Below are 24,276 nucleotides of genomic sequence, written 5' to 3' on the forward strand. Positions count from 1 at the left end.
ATAGCCACACTCAGCGTGGCTCTTATGAGGACAAGACATGGCGACCACCACCCTCGGTGTCAAACTCGACGACCCGACCCGCGAGCGATTGAAAGCAGCAGCGCAGTCCATTGACCGGACCCCGCACTGGCTGATCAAACAGGCAATTTTCAATTACCTGGAAAAGCTCGAGGGTGGTGCAACCCTTAATGATCTGAACGGCCTTGGCACCAAGGACGCCGACGATCAGGGCGAGCCGCCAGTGGAGACCGTTCACCAAGCGTTCCTCGAGTTCGCTGAAAGCATTCTGCCGCAGTCGGTGTTGCGCGCCGCGATCACCTCGGCGTATCGCCGCCCAGAACCTGAAGTCGTGCCGATGCTGCTGGAACAGGCTCGTTTGCCTGCGCCTATGGCCGAAGCCACACACAAACTGGCTGCCTCAATTGCTGAAAAATTGCGTAATCAGAAGAGCGCTGGCGGTCGTGCGGGCATCGTGCAGGGTTTGTTGCAGGAGTTTTCGCTGTCATCGCAGGAAGGCGTAGCGCTGATGTGTCTGGCCGAAGCCCTGCTGCGCATCCCGGACAAAGGCACTCGTGACGCATTGATCCGCGACAAGATCAGTACCGGTAACTGGCAGCCGCACCTGGGGAACAGCCCTTCACTGTTCGTCAACGCCGCGACCTGGGGATTGCTGCTGACTGGCAAACTGGTCAGCACTCACAATGAAGCAGGCCTGAACTCCTCCCTGAGCCGCATCATCAGCAAGTCCGGCGAGCCGATGATCCGCAAGGGTGTCGACATGGCGATGCGCCTGATGGGCGAGCAGTTCGTCACCGGCGAAACCATTGCCGAAGCCCTGGCTAATGCCAGCCGTTTCGAATCCAAAGGCTTCCGCTACTCGTATGACATGCTCGGTGAAGCCGCCCTGACTGAGCACGACGCGCAGAAATATCTGGCCTCGTATGAACAGGCGATTCACTCCATCGGCAAGGCGTCCCACGGGCGCGGCATTTATGAAGGCCCGGGCATTTCCATCAAGCTTTCCGCTCTGCACCCGCGCTACAGCCGAGCGCAATACGAGCGCGTGATGGAAGAACTGTATCCACGCCTGCTGTCGCTGACCCTGTTGGCCAAGCAATACGATATCGGTCTGAACATCGACGCCGAAGAGGCGGACCGTCTGGAGCTGTCGCTGGATTTGCTCGAACGCCTGTGCTTCGAACCACAGCTGACTGGCTGGAACGGCATCGGCTTCGTGATTCAGGCGTATCAGAAGCGTTGCCCTTATGTGATCGACTATGTGATCGATCTGGCCCGCCGCAGCCGTCATCGCCTGATGATCCGCCTGGTGAAAGGCGCCTATTGGGACAGCGAGATCAAGCGCGCTCAAGTCGAAGGGCTGGAAGGCTATCCGGTCTACACGCGCAAGGTGTACACCGACGTTTCCTACATCGCATGTGCCCGCAAACTGCTGTCGGTGCCAGAAGTCATCTACCCGCAATTCGCGACTCACAACGCCCATACACTGTCGGCGATTTACCACATTGCCGGTCAGAATTATTACCCCGGCCAGTATGAATTCCAGTGCCTCCATGGCATGGGTGAGCCTCTGTACGAGCAGGTCGTCGGCAAAGTCTCCGACGGCAAGCTGAACCGACCGTGCCGCGTGTACGCCCCAGTCGGCACTCACGAAACCCTGCTGGCTTATCTGGTTCGTCGCTTGCTTGAAAACGGCGCCAACACCTCCTTCGTCAACCGTATTGCCGACCAGGCGATTTCGATTCAGGAACTGGTCGCCGATCCGGTTTCAAGCATCGAGCGCATGGCCACTCAGGAAGGTGGTTTCGGATTGCCGCACCCGCGAATCCCGCTGCCGCGTGACCTTTATGGCAGCGAGCGCGCCAACTCGGCGGGTATCGACATGGCCAACGAACATCGTCTGGGCTCGCTGTCCTCGGCACTGCTGGCCACCGCGCACAACGACTGGAAAGCGGCCCCCATGCTGGGCAGCCCGGTCAGCGCAGGTCCTGCAACGCCGGTGCTGAATCCGTCCGACCTGCGTGATGTGGTTGGCCACGTTCACGAAGCCAGCCTGGAAGATGTCGACAACGCGCTGCTCAGCGCCCTTAGCGCAGGCCCGATCTGGCAGGCGACTCCCCCCGCCGAACGGGCCGCGATTCTTGAGCGCGCCGCCGACCTGATGGAAGCCGAAATCCAGCCACTGATGGGGCTGCTGGCTCGCGAAGCTGGCAAGACCTATGCCAACGCCATTGCCGAAGTGCGTGAAGCGGTGGACTTCCTGCGCTATTACGCCGTGCAGGCGCGCAACGATTTCAGCAACGACGCCCATCGCCCGCTCGGTCCTGTGGTGTGTATCAGCCCGTGGAACTTCCCGTTGGCGATTTTTAGTGGTCAGGTCGCCGCCGCGTTGGCTGCGGGGAACCCTGTGCTGGCCAAACCTGCCGAACAAACCCCGCTGGTCGCTGCTCAGGCCGTGCGCATCCTGCTGGAAGCCGGCATTCCTGAAGGCGTGGTGCAACTGCTGCCGGGCCGCGGTGAAACCGTGGGTGCGCGTCTGGTCGGCGACGATCGTGTCAAAGGCGTGATGTTCACAGGATCTACCGAAGTCGCCCGTCTGCTGCAGCGCAATATTGCCGGCCGCCTTGACGCTCAGGGCCGCCCGATCCCGCTCATTGCCGAAACCGGCGGGCAGAACGCGATGATCGTCGACTCCTCCGCACTGACCGAACAAGTGGTCATCGACGTGGTGTCCTCGGCGTTCGACAGTGCTGGTCAACGTTGCTCGGCGCTGCGCGTGTTGTGCCTGCAGGAAGATTCCGCCGACCGTGTCATCGAAATGCTCAAGGGTGCCATGGCGGAGAATCGTCTGGGCAACCCGGAGCGTCTGTCGGTTGATATCGGCCCGGTGATCGACGCCGAAGCCAAGGCTGGTATTGAGAAACATATCCAGGCCATGCGCGACAAAGGCCGCAACGTCTATCAGGTAGCCATCGCCGACAGCGAAGAAATCAAGCGCGGCACCTATGTGATGCCAACCCTGATCGAGCTGGAAAGCTTCGACGAGCTGCAACGCGAAATCTTCGGTCCGGTCCTGCACGTGGTGCGCTACAAGCGCAAGGAACTGGATCAACTGATCGGCCAGATCAACGCATCGGGCTATGGCCTGACCTTGGGCGTGCATACACGCATCGACGAAACCATCGCCAAGGTGATCGACTCGGTCAACGCTGGCAACATGTACGTCAACCGCAACATCGTGGGTGCCGTGGTCGGGGTTCAGCCGTTCGGTGGTGAAGGCTTGTCGGGGACCGGTCCGAAAGCCGGTGGCCCGCTGTATTTGTATCGCCTGCTGTCGACTCGTCCGGCCGACGCGGTACAGAAGTCTTTCGCCCAGCGTGATGGCGGCACTGCGCCGGATACTCGCCTGCGCGACAACCTGATCAAGCCGCTGACGGCTCTGAAAGCCTGGGCTTCGAGCCAGCAACAAACTGAACTCGAAGCAGTGTGCGCGCAGTTCGCCGAGCAATCGCAAAGCGGGATCACTCGCCTGTTGGCCGGCCCGACCGGTGAGCGCAACAGCTACAGCATCCTGCCCCGTGAGCATGTGCTGTGTCTGGCCGAGGACGAAGCCGATTTGCTGACGCAACTAGCTGCTGTGCTGGCTGTTGGCAGCACAGCGATCGTGCCGGAAAACGAGCTGAGCAAGGCGCTCTACAAACGTCTGCCGAAAGAGGTCCAGGCGCGGATCAAGCTGGTTGCTGACTGGAGCAAAGACGACATCGGGATCGACGCCGTCCTGCACCACGGCGACTCCGACCAGTTGCGCGCAATCTGTGAGCAGGTCGCACAACGCAGCGGCGCCATTGTCGGCGTTCATGGTCTCTCCAAAGGCGAAACCAACATCGCGCTAGAACGTTTGGTGATTGAGCGCGCATTGAGCGTGAACACCGCTGCGGCAGGTGGTAACGCGAGCTTGATGACGATCGGGTAGTTTACTGCCAAGTCGCCGCTCCCCTGTGGGAGTGAGCTCGCTCACGAAGACTGACTTTACACACGCCAGAGTCGCTGTGGATGTACAGATCTCTTCATGAGCAAGCTCACTCCCACAACTTTTTCATCTGCCGAAAATTCTCGTTCGGCTCATCATGCCTCGCCTAAAAACCGCCATTTCCTGCAACAAAATGCCCCATTTGTAGCCTCTTTCTTACAGCCCTCTCTCTTTCTTGCGAAGGACATTTCCTAGAAACTCTTACCCGCTTGTGCCTTGGCAATTCGATCATTAGGCTGCGTCGGTCGCTGAATATCAGCGTCCGGGTTTAGCAGCCTGAAATCGTCATTACTGGCCAGCAGAACCCTTTATGGCGGCTTTGCGCGGGGCACGTCCGCGTGCGCTGGTTTTTGGCCTTTAGGACCAGTCTGCTAACCCGTGTCAAAGCTGCCACCCTCGTTCGTTTAGCAGCGAAGCTTCGGTGGCCTCACTAACCTAAAGGTCTACGAAATGCTGAAAATCACCCCCGATCCACCCGACAAGTCCCTCGGAGAATCCCTGGCCCATGCATCGGGCCTACTGCGATGCGCCATGGCGACAGCCTGTGAAAGCGCCGAAAACCTCACTGGCGTGAAACGCGATCTGGCTTTCTCCGTCTTCCATCTGATTGACATGGCCAAAGCCGCGGTCGATCGATCGCTGGATCAGGTCGAAATTCGCTGAGCTGCCGGGCCGCCCCAAACACTGTAGGAGCGCGCCTGCCCGCGATGCGTCGTATCTGCGACAAGAGATTCGTCTGACCTGACGTCATCGCGGGCAAGCGCGCCCCCATAATTTGCAGCGCCGTATCCATCCCCTGTTCTACCCCCATCACCCACATCAATCTTCCTGTTCGCCCCCTCCCCGCTCGCCTAGACTCGACGGCAATCCAATAAAAGGTAATGCCGCCATGTCCGAGATGCTGCTCAGTTCGCGCAATCTGGCTTTCGAATTGTATGAAGTGCTGGACGCCGAAGCGTTGACGCGGCGTGAGCGTTTCGCCGAGCACAATCGGGAGACGTTCGATGCGGCGATCACCACGGCGCGGACCATTGCCGAGAAATTCTTCGCCCCGCACAACCGCAAGAACGACGAAAACGAACCGCGCTACGAGAACGGCGAGGCGGTGCTGATCCCAGAAGTTAAACCGGCTGTGGACGCGTTTCTGGAGGCGGGCTTTCTGAATGCGGCGCGCAACTTCGAAGCAGGCGGCATGCAACTGCCGACGCTGCTGTCGCAGGCCTGTTTTGCGCACTTTCAGTCGGCCAATGCGGCGTCGACGTCGTACCCGTTCCTGACTATGGGTGCGGCAAATCTGATCGAGAATTTCGGCAGCGAAGAACAGAAGCAGCGCTTTCTGCAGCCCATGATCGAGGGGCGCTTTTTCGGCACCATGGCATTGACCGAACCTCACGCGGGCTCGTCCCTGTCGGATATCCGGACGCGCGCAGAACCTGCGCCAGATGGCAGCTATCGCCTGCGCGGCAACAAGATTTTCATCTCTGGCGGCGACCATTCGCTGTCGGAAAACATCATCCATCTGGTGCTGGCAAAACTGCCTGAAGCGCCGCCCGGCGTGAAAGGTATTTCGCTGTTCATCGTGCCCAAGTTTCTGGTCAATGAGGACGGCAGTCTGGGCCCGCGCAACGATGTGCTGCTTGCGGGGCTGTTTCACAAGATGGGCTGGCGCGGCACCACGTCCACCGCGCTGAATTTCGGCGATAAAGATAACTGCGTCGGTTACCTGATCGGCAAGCCGCATCAGGGCCTGAGCTATATGTTTCAGATGATGAACGAGGCGCGGATCGGCGTCGGCATGGGCGCGGTGATGCTGGGTTACGCCGGTTACTTGTACTCGCTGGATTATGCCTGCGAGCGCCCGCAGGGCCGCCTGCCCGACAGCAAGAATCCCGAAAGCGCCCCGGTTTCGATCATTCAACACGCTGACGTCAAACGCATGCTGCTGACCCAGAAGGCCTACGTCGAAGGCTCGTTCGATCTGGGGCTGTACGCTGCCCGGCTGTTTGACGACACGCAAACCGGGGAAACCGAAGAGCAACGCAAGCTGGCCCATGAACTGCTGGATCTGTTGACGCCCATCGTCAAATCGTGGCCTTCGGAGTTTTGCCTGAAGGCCAACGAGCTGGCGATCCAGGTTCTCGGTGGTCACGGGTATACCCGCGAATACCCGGTCGAGCAGTATTACCGCGACAACCGCCTGAATCCGATTCACGAAGGCACACACGGTATTCAGTCGCTGGATTTGCTGGGACGCAAGCTGGCGCAAAATGGTGGCGCAGGCCTCAAACATTTGGTGCGGTTGATTGCCGATACCTGCCAGCGCGCCCAGGAGCACGCGTCATTGAGCACACTCCGTCAGCCACTCGAACATCTTGTGGCGGGCGTACAGGCCGTCACCCTGGAACTGCTGACGGATCTGGCCCAAGGCAAGGTTACTGCCACGCTTGCCAACTCGGCGCTGTATCTCAAGGCGTTCGGGCACACGGTCATTGGCTGGCGTTGGCTGGAACAGGCCATTCGCGCTGAAGAGGGATTGCACAGGGGCAATAGCGCCGATGTCGATTTCTACAAGGGCAAATTACAGGCGGCGCGGTACTTCCTGACGTGGGAAGTACCCGCCTGTCATCACGAACTGGCGATTCTGCAAGCGCGCGATGATGTCTGTTTATCAATGCAGGAGAGTTGGTTCTGAGGGTGCGGATCAGCAAATGCTTCACCGCATGTAAGAACCGGCGCCAGAGGATGCCAACGTTACTCAACGCTGCCAGATCATCGAGGCGGCGCGATCCAGGAATTCTCCCGACCTGCGAGGATTTTCAGCCGGTCGGCAAATGGCGCATAGAAGTCATGGGCATCTTTAAGCTGCTGAGCATAATGCAGAGAACTGATGCCCGACCTCGGTTTGATCTGCCCGTCCAGCAGATCCGCATAGTCAGGACGAGTACTGCGGATCGTGTCCATGAAAAGCCGAGGTCCGGTAACGTGGGATATGGTCGTCATATATGGATTGATGCCGTTCTCCTCCCCTGACTTGTTGCTCGACAGAATGTCGAGCGTCTCGCGTTCGCGTATGAAGCGTGAATAGAGTTCCTGCTGCATCTCCCTCAAAACCGGGTTGCCGGGCAGGCTCGCGAAATGACTGTTGCCTGGGCCGTAATAGGACATTCTGGAGGTGGTTGCTGGCTCTCCCACCAATAGATCGCCCGGCCCGGACAGCAGCTCCTTTCCCGCGAACGAGCAATGAAGAACGTCATCGCAGTCCATGTAAATCCCGCCATATTCTCGAATCAATCGATACCTCAGTACATCAGACGCGGCCGCGAAATTGTCGCCCCTGCCACTTCTGAAGTACTCGTACGGCTCGGCTGTTTCGGGCTCGTTGAGAAACCCGTCGTAGAACGGCTCATCGTGAAGATTTGAAATTGTCATGTTCGGGTAGTCAGTGAATTTGCGCTGCAACTGCTCTACGAGCGTTAAATCGCTGAGGACGTCGTTGTCCTGAATATCAACGTGGAGCGTGAACTTGAGGTCCGGACTGGTGTTCATGTTTTCTTTGATGGTGTCGATCAGCGTCTCACGGGGAAGCCTGCTGCCCAGCCATATCTGGTGAACGGTTCGGTCCACGGCCGATGTATGCAAGGGGAGGCCGGGTATGCGCGGAAACTTGTAGACCTCGGTGGTGATCCAGCCCTCATACCTGTCCCTGAGCTTGAGGTATCTGGCCTCGGTACCGGAAACCCAGCGGCCCCTTTTATTCCGCCAAAGCACCTTTTGCGCATTCTTGCGCCAAACCGCGATGTCCGCGTCGAAGGTGACACGCCTGCCGTTGGCGTAAAACTCTTGTACCGTTTCGCCCGCACTGTTGATCACGACCCTCTTTTCGATCCCGTCCATCGGTATCTCGACCTGTACGGAAGGTTGCGCGCGGGGGAACTTGATAGCGGCCAGCGGCACCTCCGGCATCGGATCTGGCATCACGTCCATGTAGCTATCGCCGCCACGAAGCCCAGGCTTCAGGTCAATATCGGAGTAATAACCTTTGGTCCGCTTTAGGTAAGGCCCTTTCAGAGCTCGATTTTCAGACGAGAAGATTCGATATTGCTTTGCTCCTTCAACGCGCTCGACCCGGTAGATTTTCGAATGCACCCGCGCGAAATGTCGGATTTGGCCGGTGTCAGCGTCAAAGACCCGGTAGACAGCACCGAAATTGTCCGTAACCCACGCACCAGACGGATCTAGCGGCAGGTCGTACTCGAATCCAGCCAGAGTCTTGCGCAGTTCAGGTGTCAGCGAGCGAAGCCCCTCCGGCTCCACGCCAAACCCTTTCACGCTGTCGAACGTCGCTTCATGGTGGGTTTTCAGAGCCTGCCGGTCTTGCTCCTCCTGACCCAGTCGAGTCTGTCGCTCAGTCGGCGATTCACTCGCGCGCTGCCGGCCTTCTTCAGCGGCTTGCGCTTGCGTTCGCTGCTCCTCTGCACGGTTAGCCGCTCGCTCCTCCTGGCTTTGGTCCGCGATCATTTGCCCGACCTCGTCCGCGGCGCCAGGAACGACTTCCTCTCCCGCGCGTGCCGCAATGCCTGCAAATCGGACTGCCGCGGCAGCGCCTTCATTCAGTACAGGCGCGGCATTAAGCACGCCAAAAGCGATGCGTCCGACGCCCTCTTGTTTCTCTTCGAGCGTCCTGCCCTGTAGCACCTCGTCCACACCCAAACCGATCAGCGCCACGGACATTGCAGCCAGGGGAATCCAGAGAGCCGGCACCACCATGGCGATCGCGCCCGTCGCGACAATCGCGTTAGTGAGCGCCAGCGCCGCTATCGCCTTGTCGGCATCGGCCCGGTTCCGAATCAGCTGCTGCCCATCAGACGCCAGACGGCTCTGCAGACTCCGCCTGAAGTGGGTAAAAGGCCATGGCGACAGCGCCGGGCCTAGATTGATGACGTCGTCCGGATACCAGTGGCCAGTCGCGTCGTTGAGACGATGGGGGTGCGCTGCCAGCCCCGCGAGGGTCGTCTGCAATCCGCTGAGCCAGAGCCCATCGGGTTCATCTTCGACCTTGAAGTGAATCTCCAACGCCTTTCTGCGGCGTGAATCCTTGCACTGCAAAACAACCCAGGCACGCAATGCCTGAATATCCTTGAATCCATGAAGCGGTGAGGAGTTACCGGGGATGTACATCACCAGCCTGTCCGTGGATTCCTCCCGGATGACGATGATGTCACTGGCGACATAGCGGTACAGAACCAGCTCGCGAAACGTGATACGAGGTGACATCGACGCGTCACGGAAAGCTTCGAATTCCAGGGTTTCCCACAGTTGGTCTGAGCGTAGGCCAACGGACCACAGGACAAGCGATCTGTCTTGCTCGCTCAGAGACCCTTCAGCATGTTGCACGAAGGCCGCCTTGATCAGCGCCGCCTTGATCAGCAAGTTGTAGTCGGCGGCGTGGATGTCCCAGAAACGGGTCAATGATTCCTGATAGTGGGCTTGCAGATCAGCCTTCCAGACGAAGCGTTTAAAGTCTTTCGGATCTGTCGGTATATGGGTCGACCGGTCAAAGCGTTGGGGACTGGTCTTGCGGTAGATCCCTTCATAGGCGAAGCAATCGGCGAGCTGTAACGGTTCCGCAGATATCTGCACTGGATAACCACCATCCCGGTACTCACGCGGATGACCCAGGTGATCAAAAAACTCGCCATTGCCGGCTTGCTGCCAGTTGCGCAACAGCGCGTCGGTCAATGTCATGGCGTAAGCCACATTCGCTCGACTTGGCTCTGCGTCCAGCTGGTTGATGTAGAGGGTGGCAAGCAAAAGCTCATCGGGGTCGATGTCTTCTCCCAGATGCTGGACAACGAATTGCCGGGCCTTGGTCCGCCCGTACTCGTGGGGAGGGTCGTAACGCACCTGCCTGGCCGCGACGAACTCCTCCAGGAGCAACGGCTTCGAGGACGTGACGGTTTCTCCGTACTCGTTGACGTAAACAACGCCCTCAGGCCCCAGACCGATCATGGTGCCGTCTGGGTAACGATTGATTAAAGCGCCGCTCTCCGTGCATTCCGCGTCCTGCGCCAGGCCAACGCGTGGCGTCTGACCTAGCGCGGCCGTTTCATCGTATCCGCTGTTCCATTCCTCATTCATCGTCGACATCCTGTCAGTGATCGGGGACTCAAGGATGAACGCCCACGAGCCCCTGCATGCGATAAATATGTATTTTTTCGCGGTTAGCAGGTGCCCGACGCTGACTTCGCTGTGGCGGACGGCTTATCGCACAATTCAGACAACTGCCGAGCATTAGGCTTTGACAGTTAACCAATTCAACGGGTTAAATCCGTTGGCACGCGGGCTGCATGGTCAGCTTGCAGATGTTTGATCTTTCTTTGTCTGGAGTACCGCCCTTGGATGCCACGACCATCAACAGCCTGTTCCTGATCGGCGCGTTGCTGGTGGGCGCAAGTATTCTGGTCAGCTCGCTGTCGTCCCGTCTCGGTATCCCAATTCTGGTGATCATCCTGGCAGTCGGCATGGCAGCCGGTGTCGACGGCGGCGGCATCATCTTCGATAACTACCCAACGGCCTACCTGGTCGGCAACCTGGCACTGGCGGTTATCCTGCTCGACGGCGGTCTGCGAACGCGGGTGGCAAGTTTCCGCGTGGCGCTCTGGCCCGCGTTGTCGCTGGCAACGGTTGGCGTCCTGATCACCACCGGTCTGACGGGCATGGTCGCTGCCTGGCTGTTCGACCTGAACATCATTCAGGGTTTGCTGATCGGCGCCATCGTCGGCTCCACGGACGCTGCAGCGGTGTTCTCGTTGCTGGGCGGCAAGGGCCTGAACGAGCGGGTGACGGCCAGCCTGGAAATCGAATCCGGCAGTAACGATCCGATGGCGGTGTTTCTCACCGTGACTTTGATCGACATGCTCTCCAGCGGCCAGACCGGCCTGCACTGGAGCCTGCTGGGGCATCTGATTCAGGAGTTTGGCATCGGCGCCATCGTCGGTCTCGGCGGCGGCTGGCTGATGCTGCAACTGGTCAACCGTATCAATCTGGCCAACGGCCTTTATCCGATTCTAGTGATCGCGGGCGGTCTGGCGGTGTTTGCCCTGACCAACGCCATTCACGGCAGCGGCTTCCTCGCGGTCTACCTGTGTGGCCTGGTGCTGGGCAACAAGCCGATTCGCAGCCGCCACGGCATTCTGCACATGCTCGACGGCATGGCCTGGCTGGCACAGATCGGCATGTTCCTGGTGCTGGGCCTTCTGGTTACACCCCATGACCTGCTGCCGATCGCGCTGCCTGCACTGGGTCTGGCGCTGTGGATGATTCTGGTGGCGCGCCCGCTTTCGGTTCTGGCTGGTCTGTTGCCTTTCCGGGTGTTTCACGGTCGCGAAAAAGCCTTTATCGCCTGGGTCGGCCTGCGCGGCGCGGTTCCGATCATTCTGGCGGTGTTCCCGCTGATGGCTGGCCTGCCTCAAGCTCAACTGTTCTTCAATCTCGCATTCTTCATCGTGCTGGTCTCGCTGCTGGTTCAAGGCACGAGCCTGCCATGGATGGCCAAATGGCTGAAGGTGACGGTTCCGCCTGATCCCGCGCCGATCTCCCGTGCGGCACTGGAAGTTCACGTGACCAGCGAGTGGGAGTTGTTTGTTTATCGGCTTGGCGCGGAGAAATGGTGCATCGGTGCCGCCCTGCGTGAGCTGAAAATGCCTGAAGGCACGCGTATTGCCGCCTTGTTTCGCGGTCAGCAACTGCTCCATCCGTCGGGTAGTACGGTTCTGGAGACCGGCGATCTGCTCTGCGTGATCGGTCATGAGCACGACCTTCCAGCCCTCGGCAAGCTGTTCAGCCAGGCGCCGCAGCGCGGTCTGGATTTGCGCTTCTTCGGCGACTTCGTCCTGGAGGGAGACGCTCAACTCGGGGCTGTCGCGGCGTTGTACGGTTTGAAGCTCGACGGCCTGGATTCGAATATGCCGCTGAGTCAGTTCATTATTCAGAAAAATCGCGGCGCGCCAATCGTCGGCGACCAGATCGAATGGAACGGAACTATTTGGACAGTTGCAGTTATGGAAGGGAACAAGATCCTCAAAGTGGGCGTCAGATTCCCCGAAGGAAGCCGCCCGGGACCCGGGTTGTTTCTCTAAACTGCTGACCTTTTCAGATTGTTCGACCGGTGTCTATGTTCACGCTGCGTACCTTTTTTGCCTCAGCCTTGCTGGGGCTTTGCCTTTCCAACGTCCCGGTTTTCGCCGCCGATACGCCCCCACCTTCCAGCGAAGCCGTCCAGCAGAGCCTGGACAGGATCGCCGACCGCAAACTGCCGGCCGATGAACAGAAAGCCCTGCAGCAGGTACTGGAGCAGACCCTCGGGTTTCTGGCCAGCCAAAAGGACAACCAGCAGAAGTTGGAGGACCTGAAAAAGCAATTGGCGGATGCACCAAGACTGACCAGCGAGAGTCAGCGCGAACTGGCCAGGCTCAAAGCCAGCAAAGTGATTCCTGTCGCCCAGCGCTACGCCAATATGGACGTGCCGCAACTCGAACAGATGCTCAGCCAGCGCAGCGCTCAGCAGGCGGACCTGCAAAAGGCGCTAAATGATGCCAACAGCCTGACAATCACAGCGCAAACTCGCCCGGAACGCGCTCAGGCCGAAATCAGCAATAGTCAGACGCGCATCCAGACCATCAATGGCATCCTCAAGTCCGGCAAGGACGGGGGCAAGGCTATCAATGGCGACCAGCGTGCTCAGTTCAACGCCGAGCTGGCTTCGATCAACGCGCTGATCGCCCTGCGTCGCCAGGAACTGGCCGGCAACAGCCAACTGCAGGACCTGGGTGGCAGTCAGCATGACCTGTTGACCGAGAAGGTCGCCCGTCAGGATCAGGAAATCCAGGACCTGCAGACGCTAATCAACGACAAGCGTCGCGCACAGTCCCAGCAAACCGTGACGCAGCTGTCGATCGAAGCGCAAAAGGCTGGTGGCAGCAGCCTGCTGGGGACCGAAAGCGCAGCGAATCTCAAGCTCTCCGACTACCTGCTGCGCGGCACTGACCGCCTCAACGAACTTACCCAGCAGAATCTCAAGACCAAGACCCAACTCGACGCGATCACTCAGACCGATCAGGCGCTGGACGAGCAGATCAATGTGCTGAGCGGCAGCCTGTTACTGTCCAAGATTCTCTATAAGCAAAAGCAGTCGCTGCCCAAACTGAAACTCGACAGCGGCCTGGCGGACGAGATTGCCGACATCCGCCTGTATCAATTCGAGGTTAACCAACAGCGCGAACAGATGAGCAATCCGGCCAATTATGTCGATACCCTGCTCGCTACCCAGAAGCCCGAAGACGTCACCCCGGCGCTACGCAAGACTTTGCTCGATCTGGCCACCACCCGCACCGACCTGCTGGAACGGCTGAACAGAGAGTTGAGCGCGTTGCTCAATGAATCCATCACCCTGCAACTCAATCAGAAGCAACTGGTGAGCACGGCCATCAACCTGCGTCAGACCCTGGACGAGCAGATGTTCTGGATCCCCAGCAACAAACCGCTGGATCTGGAATGGTTCGAGCGCGTCAAACCGCGCCTGACGAAGCAGCTCACTACCCTGCCCTGGACGTCCACCGTCAGCGAGCTGAGTGACGGACTGACCCAGCGCCCGCTGATCTTCCTGCCGCTGTTGCTGGTGATCGGCGCGCTGATGTGGAAGCGCAAGGCGCTGTACGACAAACTCAATCGGCTGCACGCCGATATTGGCCATTTCAAGCGCGACCGTCAGTGGCAAACGCCGCTGGCGATCTTCATCAATATCTTGCTGGCGATGCCACTTTCCCTGGCGCTGGCGCTGTGCGCACTGGCGTTGCAGATCGACGCCCGTGAACAGAACGTCAATCTCGGCGCGGCGCTGATGCAGATCTCGCTGGCTTGGCTGGTGTTTTACACCGCATATCGCATCCTTGCGCCGGGCGGCGTGGCTCAATTGCATTTCCGCTGGGAGAAGCCGCAGGTGGAGTTCCTGCGCGGCTGGATCCGTCGTCTGGGGTTGGTGGTGCTGGCGCTGGTCACCGTGGTGGCCGTCGCTGAACACGAACCGTCTGCGCTGGCCGACGACGTGATCGGCATCGCGGTGGTCCTGACCTGTTACGCGATGATGACCTGGCTGCTCGGGCGTCTGTTGCTGACCAGCCCGACGCACCAGAACGCCTCGTTGTTCCGTCGTGCGGTGGGTCTGGCGTTTACTGCCCTGCCGGTCGCGCTGTTCCTCGCTGTGTGTTTCGGCTACTACTACACCGCGCTCAAGCTCAGCGACCGGTTGATCGACACTCTTTACCTGCTGATGGTGTGGCTGGTGATCGAAGCGGCCTTCGTGCGCGGGCTGAGCGTCGCGGCGCGGCGCCTGGCCTATCAACGCGCGCTGAGTAAACGTCAGGCGGCCAAGGAAGCGGGCGAAGGCGAGACACTGATCGAAGAGCCGACGCTGGATATCGAGCAGGTCAACCAACAGTCGCTGCGACTGATTCGCCTGGCGCTGATCGCCGGCTTCATTGGCGCGCTGTATTTGGTCTGGGCCGATCTGATCAGCGTGTTCTCGTACCTGGACAATATCACCCTGTACGAGTACACCACTGGCACTGGCGCGACCATGAGCATGGTGCCGATCAGCCTCGGCGACCTCATTGGCGCGTTGGTGATCATCTGCATTACCTTCGTGTTGGCGGGCAACCTGCCCGGCCTGCTGGAAGTGCTGGTGCTCTCGAAGCTGAACCTCAAACAGGGAAGTTCCTACGCCACCACGACACTACTGTCCTATATCATTGCCGGCGTCGGTTTCGTCTCCACGCTGTCGGCATTGGGCGTGAGCTGGGACAAGCTGCAATGGCTGGTGGCGGCGCTGTCGGTCGGCCTGGGGTTCGGCATGCAGGAGATTTTCGCCAACTTCATCTCAGGCATCATGATCCTGTTCGAGCGGCCGGTGAGGATCGGCGACACCATCACCATTGGTAACCTGTCTGGCACGGTCAGCAAGATCCGCATTCGAGCGACCACCATCACCGACTTCGACCGCAAGGACATCATCGTCCCGAACAAGACCTTCATCACCGGGCAACTGATCAACTGGTCACTGACCGACACCATCACCCGCGTCACCCTCAAGCTGGGTGTGGATTATGGCTCCGATCTGGATCTGGTTCGCACGCTGCTGCTCAAGGCAGCCGACGACAATCCGCGCGTGCTCAAGGAGCCCACGCCAATCGTATACTTCCTGAATTTCGGCGAAAGCACGCTGGATCACGAACTGCGCATGCACGTTCGCGACCTGGGCGACCGCAACCCGGTGCTCGATGAAATCAACCGTTTCATCAACAAGGAATTCAAGAAGCAGCACATAAACATCTCGTTCCGGCAAATGGAGGTTTACCTCAAGAACATGCAGGGGCAGGAGTACAAGATGGTGCCGATCGAGCAGGAGCAAAAGACCAATGCGGCCCCTACTTCTGTGCCCGCCGCGCCTAAAGATGCGTCCGAGCCGCCGGACGTCAAGCTCGACTGACCCAAGAAAACCTAGCAGAATGCTCGGACATTCTGCTGGAGGCATCCCTTGAAAGCCCTCGACGAGCTGACCTTCGATAACCGCTTCGCCCGCTTGGGTGACGCGTTTTCCACCTCCGTATTGCCCGAGCCTATTGCTGAACCTCGTCTGGTGGTGGCAAGCGCGGCGGCGCTGGCATTGCTGGATCTGGACCCCGCGCAGGCCGAAGAGCCGGTGTTCTCCGAGCTGTTCAGCGGCCACAAGCTGTGGGCTGAAGCGGATCCGCGGGCGATGGTTTACTCCGGTCATCAGTTCGGCGCCTACAACCCGCGTCTGGGCGATGGTCGCGGCCTGCTGCTGGGCGAGGTCTACAACGACGCCGGCGAGCACTGGGATCTACATCTCAAGGGCGCAGGGCAGACGCCTTACTCACGCATGGGTGATGGTCGAGCAGTGTTGCGCTCGTCCATTCGCGAGTTTCTCGCCTCCGAGGCGCTGCATGCGTTGGGCATCCCGACAAGCCGTGCGGGCTGCGTGATCGGCTCGACCACGCCGGTCTGGCGCGAGACGCAAGAACGTGCGGCGATGGTGCTGCGTCTGGCGCAAAGCCATGTGCGCTTCGGCAGCCTCGAATACTTCTTCTACACCAAGCAGGCCGATGAGCTGAAACAGCTCGTCGATCATGTGCTGTCGTTGCACTACCCCGAATGCCTTGAGCAGCCCGAGCCGTATCTGGCGATGTTTCGTGTAATCGTCGAGCGCCAGGCTGAACTGATCGCCAAATGGCAGGCCTATGGCTTCTGTCATGGCGTGATGAACACGGACAATATGTCGATTTTGGGCATCACCTTCGACTTCGGCCCGTTCGCTTTCCTCGATGATTTCGACCAACACTTCATCTGTAACCACTCCGACCACGAAGGCCGCTACTCCTTCAGCAATCAGGTGCCGATCGGTCAGTGGAACCTCAGCGCGCTCGCTCAGGCACTCACCCCGTTCATCAGCGTCGAGGCACTGCGTGAGGCGTTGGGCATGTTCCTGCCGCTGTATCAGGCCCACTACCTGGACCTCATGCGACGTCGACTGGGACTGACCACTGCCGAAGACGACGACGCCGACCTCATCGCCCGCCTGCTGCAACTGATGCAGAACAGCGGCGTTGATTACAGCCTGTTTTTCCGCCGTCTGGGCGAGGATTCAGCCGAAGTCGCCGTCCGCCATCTGCGCGATGACTTCGTGGACATGCTCGGCTTCGACGCCTGGGCAGAAACCTACAAAACCCGCCTTTCTCGCGATCCCGACACTAGCCAGGACGACCGCCGCACCCGCATGCATGCGGTCAACCCGCTGTACATTCTGCGCAACTACCTGGCCCAACGCGCCATCGAAGCCGCCGAACAAGGCGACTACAGCGAAGTCCGCCGTCTGCATCAGGTGCTGTGCAAACCGTTCGAGGAACAGGCCGGGATGGAGAGTTATGCGCAGCGTCCGCCGGATTGGGGCAAGCATTTGGAGATTAGTTGTTCTTCGTAAGGGACAACTGATGACTGACCGTGCCCATCGGTGAATTGCCGATTCCGACACAGTCCGGACCATGCTCCGATCTCTTTTTTAGACGCCAGTTGCGGGCAAGTAAATCGAAAAGAGTAAAGGGCTCATCCAGCTCTTTTGCTTTTTTCGGCTTCTCGTTGATCTGCGCCTCTAACCTAGACTCATAGTCGTCGGCATATTCCGCTCGCTCTATCGCTGGCAAAGTACGGTAATGCGCGAGAACCTCCGTGCAAAACCGAGGTCTATTGGAAGCACCCGCTGCCCCCTCGATATCGTAAATACGCATGACCTGCCGATTCCATTGTGACTCCATATCTAATACGCCGTAATAAGCTGCACGACGCTCGTTAACTGTATACGAGCCAGACTCGTCATAAACTATCAGATCAAGCTGATCCCTGGACAGACCGAGAAATGGGTTTTTGACATTGCGATCGAGCTGGTCGGATTTAGCGATATATTCAGTAGCACGCAGCGCCCGCTCCAGCAACTGAGGATCCTGACTCTTCGGTCTTTCTTTATTATGCAATTGCTTTTTAGCCTCATAATCATCACCGGCAATTTGCGCTATCAACCTGCGGCCTTCAACTTTCAACTCTGCCCTGGTGAGCGACTTATCTCGTGCGTCGGCACGAACGGAGCTCTCGCCGAGGTGGCGAGACAGCATCGAGAGAGTTGGTGACACCGTTGACGGAGTTGATCGAAGCGATGATTTCGATTGTGCCGCCGTCATTGCAATACTCTTGATCTGGACGCATGAGCGCCCTGTCAGCATGCGGTTAGCGGAAATATTTTCCATTGTAATTCCTCCAGGTTTGAAGAATGCCTGATCAACTATGGAGAGTTGATCAGGCATGACACGGCTGTTAGCGCATGGTGAACTCCACGGCCCAATCGTGTGTCCTCATATCAGTAGAAAGGACTCGCACATCACAACGAGCACCACCGCCCGATTCAGAGCTTTTATTCCATTTAGGTGCTGTACCGCCCCGACCGGGCACTTTCAATAGCTCGTCTTGAACTTGCAGGTTTTCATACCTGTCCGGTATTGAAATATTGCTGTCGTGACATCAGCAGACAGCCGACCTCTAACAACAAATTGATCAGACGCACCGGGGTGAATGGTTTTTGAAGGTTTTGGAGTAGCTTCGGCATAACTATAGGCACTACTTCCCACAAAGTCGTAAATCGCATCGGATCCTTGGGGTAATCCACCGCCTTCTCGATCGTCGGCAGCGATTTCAAGTAGTTCAGCGCTTCCCGGTAGAACTTCGTCGCTTTGCCCGTGCGTGCCTGTTCGATGACGCCCTCAGATATCGCAACCTTGCGCCAGGCGTCGTCCATCTTTTGCACACCCTGCCATGCCGTCCGCCGCTCATTCAGCGTGAAGGAGCCGCTGTCGTCGTAGGCGATCAGATTCAGCTGTTCGCGAGACAGATTCTCGAAAGGGCTTTTTGCGTTCTTGTCCCCCGCCAACGTCCGCGTGACAAAAGCAGTAGCCTCGCGCGCACGGTCCAGCAACTCGGGGTCGTTGGTCTTCGGCACTTCCATCGCTCGCGTGGCGCTATTGACCTTCGGTGTCTCGACCAGAAACTCGTTGATCCGGCTCAGCCCATACTTCCCCAACTCCGCATGGGTCATCCCCGCATCCCGCTTGGCCGCCCGAGCCGCACTGTCGTTCAATTGACTGGCGAGCGTGGAGAAACTGGCCTTGTCGGCGGTCGCCTTCTCGGTTTTGTCCACAGCCGGTTGCTCGTCTTTTGTCGCGGTGGTGATGGGTGCCGGCGTTTTATTTGAAATGATCGCGGACACTGCGGCTTGAATCTGACTGATCATTGGCAATTCCCTGGCAATGAATGGGCAAGGGCCAATGGGTTGGATCGGATAGCACAGCCCCCTGACGGGAAAAGCTAATGCGCAGTACAGCCAGGCGCCTAGTCAGGCAATAGGGTCGTTCTTTCGGATAAAAGAGCTGGCTTGGAGATGCTAAAGGCAACGAATACGGGGTTCTGGGAGGGTATTTCGGGGAATATGTGGCGTCTTCAGAACTGGATCAATCGGCGATTAAATAGCGTTTAGTTAGGAGAAGCGTGAGGATGCGCACATCTCTCGTCCAATCCGAAGAGGCATCGCGCTCTATGGGAAACCGCCCACTAATCTCAAACCCGCACTGAACTTGATAAACAGACCTTCAGGCTCCACTTATCCGCCACCAGCCTTTTTTCAGGTATCCGTCATGTCCGAGCCTCTTCTTATTCCCTGCCCACACTGCAATGGTCTGAACCGCATCCCCGCCGATCGGCTGGGCGATCAACCCAAGTGTGGGCGCTGCAAGCAGGAGGTGTTGCTGAGCACGCCGTTCAATCTGACCCAAGGCGATTACACCAGTCAGATCAAGGGCGATCTGCCGCTGTTGGTGGACGTCTGGGCGCAGTGGTGTGGACCGTGCAAATCCTTTGCCCCGACCTTCGAACAGGCGGCGGCTCAGTTGAGCGGGCGTGTGCGGCTGGCGAAGCTGGACAGCGAGGCCAATCAGCAGCTGTCGGCGCAGTTGGGTATTCGTTCGATTCCGAGCCTGATCCTGTTCAAAAATGGTCGCGAAATGGCGCGTCAGAGTGGGGCGCTGCCGTTACAGCAATTGATTGCCTGGCTGGCAAGCCAGGGGATCTGACAGCGCATTCTTCAGCGGTTGAAGCGCTTGCCTGCTTTGGCGGTAGGACACGTCTGAATGCACTGTTCGGCCCCCCGAGTGTCGTTTTCAACGCCTAGGCTTCAGCCGTGCTTACGAGTTAATCAGAGGCGGCGAACGATGACATCAGTAATCAGGGAAGGCGACTCGACCACCACCGCAGGCGTGGTTCTGCAAACGTCGGGAACGCAGACATGGGAAGAGCGAAGACTTGCGCGCATGGGCGATCCGGTGTGGTGTGCGGCCTGTGAACAGGTCGGGTATATCGCTCAAGGCAATCCAACCTACGTCGATCAGGTCCTGGCTGTCGCAACAGATGGCCAGATCGTGAGATGTGACTGCCCGATCGGGGAGCACCGCCTGATCGCCAGTCAAAATGAGTTGAAGGCCGATATGGACGCCGCAATCGACATCCCCAAGGACCAAGCTGAAACAGCACGCAAACGCGCGAAACGCCTAAGCAGAGCCATGCGTGAAGAGGGTCCGGCGTAACAGCACGGCTTGCCGGCGGAACACCTCCGAGTCATCACCGACGGACAGCCGAACAACTGCGATCACTGCCCCCCGTTGTTTTCCAGTAAATGGTGCAACTCGACGAACTGCTGGCTCAGCTTGTGACGCGGATCCAGGTGAATCAGCGGCATGTTGGCCTGATGCGATTCACGCATTTTCACCGAGCTATTGAGGTAGATCGGCAGCACCGGCAGGCCCTCGGCGATCAGCTCATCGAGAATCTGCTGTGGCAGACTGGCGCGCGACTGGAACTGGTTGACGATGATGCCTTCCACCTCCAGATCTTCGTTGTGATCCTCCTTCAGTTCCTCGACTTCTTTGAGCAGGCCATACAGCGCCTGCCGCGAAAAGCTGTCGCAGTCGAAGGGAATCAACACTCTGTCCGCCGCGATCAACGCCGATACCGCATAGAAATTCAACGCAGGCGGCGTATCCAGATAAATACGCTCGTAGTCCTCGTCCAGCTCGTCGAGCAACTTACGCAGTTTGTTGATCTTGTGTTTGGCCTCAAGCTTGGGCTGCAGGTCGGCCAGTTCGGCGGTCGCGGTGACGACGTGAAGGTTGTCGAACGGTGTTTCGTAGATATCGACCTGATTCTTCTTGGAGAACGGTCCGGAAGAAAGGATCTGCTTGAAGAAATCAGCAATGCCCATCGGGATGTCCTCGCCGGTCAGCCCCGTGAGGTATTGCGTCGAATTGGCTTGGGTGTCGAGGTCGATCAAGAGCGTCCGGTAACCCTCATGGGCACTGACGGCTGCCAGATTGCAAGCGATGCTCGATTTGCCGACCCCGCCCTTCTGATTGAACACCACACGCCGCATTGGAAACTCCCCCGTCGCTGTCTTGCATTGAGATCGTCACACGATCCGATGAATGGACCGAGTCTAGGCAATCCACATGACAAGGGCGAGCGTTCGGAAAAAATCTGACGGTTGAGATGAAAGTTAACTGCCTGGAAGTTCGCACCAAGCATTCAATGACCTGCTGGAAAATCCGCAGGGCGCGACGCCGCCCAAATCGGACCGAGGATTTGCCAGTACCCGGTTACACCTCGATAATGTCCGCCATCGCTCGATAGCGTGTCGGTTCTGCGAACCGCCGCCACATTTGAGGCACTTTTCCCATGTATAGGTAACCTGATGATTCGAGCTTTGCTATTGGCCTGTGTCTTGCTGCTCAGTGCGTGTGCCAGCCAGGAACAGGTTCCGGCACAGATTCCTCATCTGAAATTCCCGATCAAGGTGCATGCGCAGCGTGAACAGGCTGGCCACCATGACGCTTGGCTGGTTGAGGCCAAGAAGCGGGATCGCGGAGTGCGCTGGACCCTGACGAATACTTCCGGGGATGTGCTGGCTGTACAGGATCTCACCAATGACGGCTGGAAACACCGGGCCGTTTCCGATGCTGACTATGATGCGCGAGAGTTATTCGGCGCAGTACTGTTCGCGCTGACTTCCGAAAAAGAAGTGCGCTTCGACTACCCTGGCGTGCAACTTCAGGCCCACGGACGGAGCCTGGAGGACCGTTGGCAAGTCAGCTACGCCTCAGAGGGTTTCATCCGCATAACCCTGCCAGATGGTCTGAGCTACCTCATCAGCCCGATCAAGGGCAAAGCGAGTCACTGACTTTCCAAATGGGGCATAGGCAGCATGCGCTGTCACCCCGCCTTGCGCGTCACCAGATCGACGAACGCCTTGGCCATGGGTGATTTCTGATCCTTGCGCTGTACCAGCCACACCGCCGAGGTCGCGTCCGGGTCCAGCACCGTGCGGTAGGCCACTCCGTCGATGCGCATGCGTTGGTAGGATGCGGGCAGCACCGTTACTCCTAACCCCGCCGCCACCAGGCCGATGATCGTCATCGCCTCACCTGCCTCCTGAGTGAACAACGGGCTGAATCCTGCATCCCGCGCCAGGCTCACCAACTGCGCGTACAGGCCACTGCCGTAGCTTCGAGGGAAAAACACGAAAGGCTCGCCGGCCAGCTCCTTGAGGTAAATCCCCCGCTCGTTACCTTCAGCCAACGGATGATCAGAGCGCAGAATCGCCACCAGCGGCTCGCGCAGCAGCTCAACCGCGACCAACGAATCCGGCAAGGGCAGCGGACGCATGATGCCGACCTGCATCGACTCCTCCTCCAGCCGCTCGGCGACTTCCTTGCTGCTCATTTCCTGCAGCGCAAGATGCACATCCGGATGACGCTGGCGAAAGGCGAAGATGGCTTGCGGGATGCTGGAAGTGAATGGCGCAGACGCGGTGAAGCCGATCTTCAGTTCCCCCAGTTCCCCGAGCTGGGCGCGGCGAGCGACATCGGAGGCCTTTTCAACCTGCGCCAGCACCAGCCGTGCCTCGTCGAGAAAAAGCCGTCCCGCCTCGCTCAATTCCACTCGTCGGTTGGTGCGCTCGAACAAGCGCGCGCCCAGCTCGTTTTCCAAGGCCTGAATCTGCTGACTCAACGGGGGCTGCGAGATGCCGAGAGATTCCGCCGCACGGCCAAAATGCAGCTCTTCGGCCACTGCAATGAAGTAGCGCAGATGACGTAATTCCATTGATCCCTCATTAGGTCGTGAAACCTATCAAACAGGTCGAACAATATATTGGAGGAAATCGTTCGCTGGCTATATCCTTTTTAATCCGCTTCTCCCTCTTGAGGTTACCCGTGAATCCTGCTGCGTCCCCCGCCACGTCTGCGACTGAGATCAATGCCGCCATTCCGCTGGGTGATACCTATATCGAGAAGGACACCCCCGCGTTCATTCGTACCGTGCTTGCGCTGTTTTGCGGCGGCTTCTCCACCTTTTCTCTGCTTTATTGCGTACAGCCGATGCTGCCAGTGCTGTCTCGCGAGTTCTCGATCAACGCGGCCGAGAGCAGCCTGATTCTTTCCGTTGCCACTGCCATGCTTGCCATCGGGCTACTGATCACCGGGCCGATATCCGATCGCCTGGGGCGCAAATCAGTGATGGTGTTTTCGCTGTTTTCGGCCGGGCTGTTCACCGTCGCCAGCGCACTCATGCCGAGTTGGGAGGGCGTGCTGCTGGCGCGGGCGTTCGTTGGCCTATCCCTGAGCGGCCTGGCAGCGGTTGCCATGACCTACCTGAGCGAAGAGATTCATCCGCAGCACATTGGCTTGGCGATGGGCCTATACATCGGGGGTAACGCTATCGGCGGGATGAGTGGTCGTCTGATTACGGGCGTGCTCAGTGACTACGTCAGCTGGCACATTGCCCTATCGATCATGGGCCTCATTTCCCTGACCGGCGCCTGTGTGTTCTGGAAAATATTGCCGCCCTCACGCAACTTCCGCGCTCGCCCACTCAATGCGAAAAACTTGCTGGACGGTTTCGTTCTGCAGTTTCGCGACGCCGGTCTGCCCTGGCTGTTTCTGGAAGGCTTCCTGCTGATGGGCGCCTTCGTGACTTTGTTCAACTACATCGGCTACCGCCTGCTGGCCGAGCCTTACAACCTGAGCCAGGCAGTCGTCGGCCTGTTTTCGGTGGTCTACCTGTCTGGCATCTACAGCTCGGCGAAGGTCGGCGCATTGGCGGACAAACTGGGTCGCCGCAACGTGCTATGGGCGGTGATCGTGCTGATGATCGCGGGTTTGGCGCTGACCATGTTCAACCCATTGGCTATCGTGGTCATTGGCGTCGTCATGTTCACGTTCGGCTTCTTCGGCGCGCACTCGGTGTCCAGCAGTTGGATCGGCCGCCGAGCGATCAAAGCCAAGGGTCAGGCTTCGTCGCTGTATCTGTTCAGCTACTACGTCGGCTCCAGCATCGCGGGCACGGGCGGTGGGGTGTTTTGGCATTACGCAGGCTGGAACGGCATCGGCGTATTCGTTGGCCTCTTGCTGCTAATGGCACTGGGCGCGGCGTTGAAGCTGGCGAAAGTGAAGCCGTTGGCGGTGAATGTGCAGGTTTGATGATTTTGCAAAGACTAGCCCGGTGGGAGC

General features: G+C 58.6%; 15 protein-coding genes. 10 read left to right on the forward strand and 5 right to left on the reverse strand.

All coding sequences use genetic code 11. The annotated features are described in order from the left end of the window. The first annotated feature begins 37 nt into the window (after positions 1–37). The 3 genes from putA to ACRER8_RS21720 all read left to right on the forward strand — a co-directional run bounded on the left by putA (position 38) and on the right by ACRER8_RS21720 (position 6,740). The gene (gene putA, locus ACRER8_RS21710; RefSeq protein WP_431748243.1) at positions 38–3,991 is read left to right on the forward strand and encodes a trifunctional transcriptional regulator/proline dehydrogenase/L-glutamate gamma-semialdehyde dehydrogenase; all 3,954 of its coding nucleotides are present in this window, start codon (positions 38–40) and stop codon (positions 3,989–3,991) included. A gap of 507 nt (positions 3,992–4,498) precedes the next feature. After that, positions 4,499–4,711, forward strand: a complete 213-nt coding sequence (locus ACRER8_RS21715) for a DUF6124 family protein (protein WP_431748244.1) — start codon at positions 4,499–4,501, stop codon at positions 4,709–4,711. A gap of 226 nt (positions 4,712–4,937) precedes the next feature. Continuing rightward, positions 4,938–6,740, forward strand: coding sequence for an acyl-CoA dehydrogenase (locus tag ACRER8_RS21720; protein ID WP_431748245.1), 1,803 nt, complete (start codon positions 4,938–4,940; stop codon positions 6,738–6,740). A gap of 77 nt (positions 6,741–6,817) precedes the next feature. On the opposite strand, the gene ACRER8_RS21725 is transcribed toward ACRER8_RS21720, so the two are convergent. Then, positions 6,818–10,186: a dermonecrotic toxin domain-containing protein gene (locus ACRER8_RS21725; protein WP_431748246.1), complete on the reverse strand. Its 3,369-nt coding sequence runs from the start codon at positions 10,184–10,186 to the stop codon at positions 6,818–6,820. A 257-nt stretch (positions 10,187–10,443) separates the two neighbouring features. Between ACRER8_RS21725 and ACRER8_RS21730 the strand changes: the two genes are divergently transcribed. From ACRER8_RS21730 to selO, 3 genes are read left to right on the forward strand one after another with little or no spacing between them, the layout of a single operon-like run. Next, positions 10,444–12,186, forward strand: coding sequence for a potassium/proton antiporter (locus tag ACRER8_RS21730; protein ID WP_431748247.1), 1,743 nt, complete (start codon positions 10,444–10,446; stop codon positions 12,184–12,186). A 35-nt stretch (positions 12,187–12,221) separates the two neighbouring features. Next, positions 12,222–15,590, forward strand: coding sequence for a mechanosensitive channel MscK (gene mscK / locus ACRER8_RS21735; RefSeq protein ID WP_431748248.1), 3,369 nt, complete (start codon positions 12,222–12,224; stop codon positions 15,588–15,590). Between the two features lie 48 nt (positions 15,591–15,638). Beyond that, the gene (gene selO, locus ACRER8_RS21740; RefSeq protein ID WP_431748249.1) at positions 15,639–17,102 is read left to right on the forward strand and encodes a protein adenylyltransferase SelO; all 1,464 of its coding nucleotides are present in this window, start codon (positions 15,639–15,641) and stop codon (positions 17,100–17,102) included. Here the strand turns inward: selO and ACRER8_RS21745 are convergent. Both ACRER8_RS21745 and ACRER8_RS21750 read right to left on the reverse strand, forming a co-directional pair. Further along, positions 17,086–17,919, reverse strand: coding sequence for a hypothetical protein (locus ACRER8_RS21745; RefSeq protein WP_431748250.1), 834 nt, complete (start codon positions 17,917–17,919; stop codon positions 17,086–17,088). The two genes, selO and ACRER8_RS21745, sit on opposite strands and share 17 nt — an antisense overlap. Positions 17,920–18,152: 233 nt before the next feature. Beyond that, positions 18,153–18,956: a hypothetical protein gene (locus tag ACRER8_RS21750; RefSeq protein ID WP_431748251.1), complete on the reverse strand. Its 804-nt coding sequence runs from the start codon at positions 18,954–18,956 to the stop codon at positions 18,153–18,155. Positions 18,957–19,356: 400 nt separating this feature from the next. Here ACRER8_RS21750 and trxC point away from each other — a divergent pair, with 400 nt between their 5' ends. Together trxC and ACRER8_RS21760 are read left to right on the forward strand one after the other, a co-directional pair. Then, complete coding sequence (trxC, locus tag ACRER8_RS21755; RefSeq protein ID WP_431748252.1) at positions 19,357–19,791, forward strand: thioredoxin TrxC; 435 nt, start codon at positions 19,357–19,359, stop codon at positions 19,789–19,791. Between the two features lie 138 nt (positions 19,792–19,929). Continuing rightward, positions 19,930–20,301: a PAAR domain-containing protein gene (locus ACRER8_RS21760; protein WP_431748253.1), complete on the forward strand. Its 372-nt coding sequence runs from the start codon at positions 19,930–19,932 to the stop codon at positions 20,299–20,301. A gap of 62 nt (positions 20,302–20,363) precedes the next feature. Here ACRER8_RS21760 and ACRER8_RS21765 read toward each other — a convergent pair whose 3' ends face one another. Then, positions 20,364–21,143 (reverse strand): ParA family protein, encoded by a 780-nt coding sequence (locus ACRER8_RS21765; RefSeq protein WP_431748254.1) that lies wholly within the window; start codon positions 21,141–21,143, stop codon positions 20,364–20,366. Between the two features lie 318 nt (positions 21,144–21,461). On the opposite strand from ACRER8_RS21765, the gene ACRER8_RS21770 reads away from it, so the two are divergent. Continuing rightward, on the forward strand, positions 21,462–21,947 hold the full coding sequence (locus tag ACRER8_RS21770; protein WP_431748255.1) for a hypothetical protein: 486 nt from the start codon (positions 21,462–21,464) through the stop codon (positions 21,945–21,947). Positions 21,948–21,979: 32 nt separating this feature from the next. Here the strand turns inward: ACRER8_RS21770 and ACRER8_RS21775 are convergent, their stop codons facing one another. Next, the gene (locus ACRER8_RS21775; protein ID WP_431748256.1) at positions 21,980–22,870 is read right to left on the reverse strand and encodes a LysR substrate-binding domain-containing protein; all 891 of its coding nucleotides are present in this window, start codon (positions 22,868–22,870) and stop codon (positions 21,980–21,982) included. A gap of 110 nt (positions 22,871–22,980) precedes the next feature. Between ACRER8_RS21775 and ACRER8_RS21780 the strand changes: the two genes are divergently transcribed. After that, entirely contained in the window at positions 22,981–24,246 is a 1,266-nt protein-coding gene (locus tag ACRER8_RS21780; RefSeq protein WP_431748257.1) for an MFS transporter, read from the forward strand. Positions 24,247–24,276: the final 30 nt, after the last annotated feature.

The organism is Pseudomonas sp. (assembly GCF_050739935.1).
GTDB lineage: Bacteria > Pseudomonadota > Gammaproteobacteria > Pseudomonadales > Pseudomonadaceae > Aquipseudomonas.

Excerpts from the sequence above, each read along its gene's own strand:
- putA (WP_431748243.1), top strand. The coding sequence starts at position 38 with ATGGCGACCACCACCCTCGGTGTCAAACTCGACGACCCGACCCGCGAG.
- ACRER8_RS21715 (WP_431748244.1), top strand. The coding sequence starts at position 4,499 with ATGCTGAAAATCACCCCCGATCCACCCGACAAGTCCCTCGGAGAATCC.
- ACRER8_RS21720 (WP_431748245.1), top strand. The coding sequence starts at position 4,938 with ATGTCCGAGATGCTGCTCAGTTCGCGCAATCTGGCTTTCGAATTGTAT.
- ACRER8_RS21725 (WP_431748246.1), bottom strand. The coding sequence starts at position 10,186 with ATGAATGAGGAATGGAACAGCGGATACGATGAAACGGCCGCGCTAGGT.
- mscK (WP_431748248.1), top strand. The coding sequence starts at position 12,222 with ATGTTCACGCTGCGTACCTTTTTTGCCTCAGCCTTGCTGGGGCTTTGC.
- ACRER8_RS21745 (WP_431748250.1), bottom strand. The coding sequence starts at position 17,919 with ATGGAAAATATTTCCGCTAACCGCATGCTGACAGGGCGCTCATGCGTC.
- ACRER8_RS21750 (WP_431748251.1), bottom strand. The coding sequence starts at position 18,956 with ATGATCAGTCAGATTCAAGCCGCAGTGTCCGCGATCATTTCAAATAAA.
- trxC (WP_431748252.1), top strand. The coding sequence starts at position 19,357 with ATGTCCGAGCCTCTTCTTATTCCCTGCCCACACTGCAATGGTCTGAAC.
- ACRER8_RS21760 (WP_431748253.1), top strand. The coding sequence starts at position 19,930 with ATGACATCAGTAATCAGGGAAGGCGACTCGACCACCACCGCAGGCGTG.
- ACRER8_RS21765 (WP_431748254.1), bottom strand. The coding sequence starts at position 21,143 with ATGCGGCGTGTGGTGTTCAATCAGAAGGGCGGGGTCGGCAAATCGAGC.
- ACRER8_RS21770 (WP_431748255.1), top strand. The coding sequence starts at position 21,462 with ATGATTCGAGCTTTGCTATTGGCCTGTGTCTTGCTGCTCAGTGCGTGT.
- ACRER8_RS21775 (WP_431748256.1), bottom strand. The coding sequence starts at position 22,870 with ATGGAATTACGTCATCTGCGCTACTTCATTGCAGTGGCCGAAGAGCTG.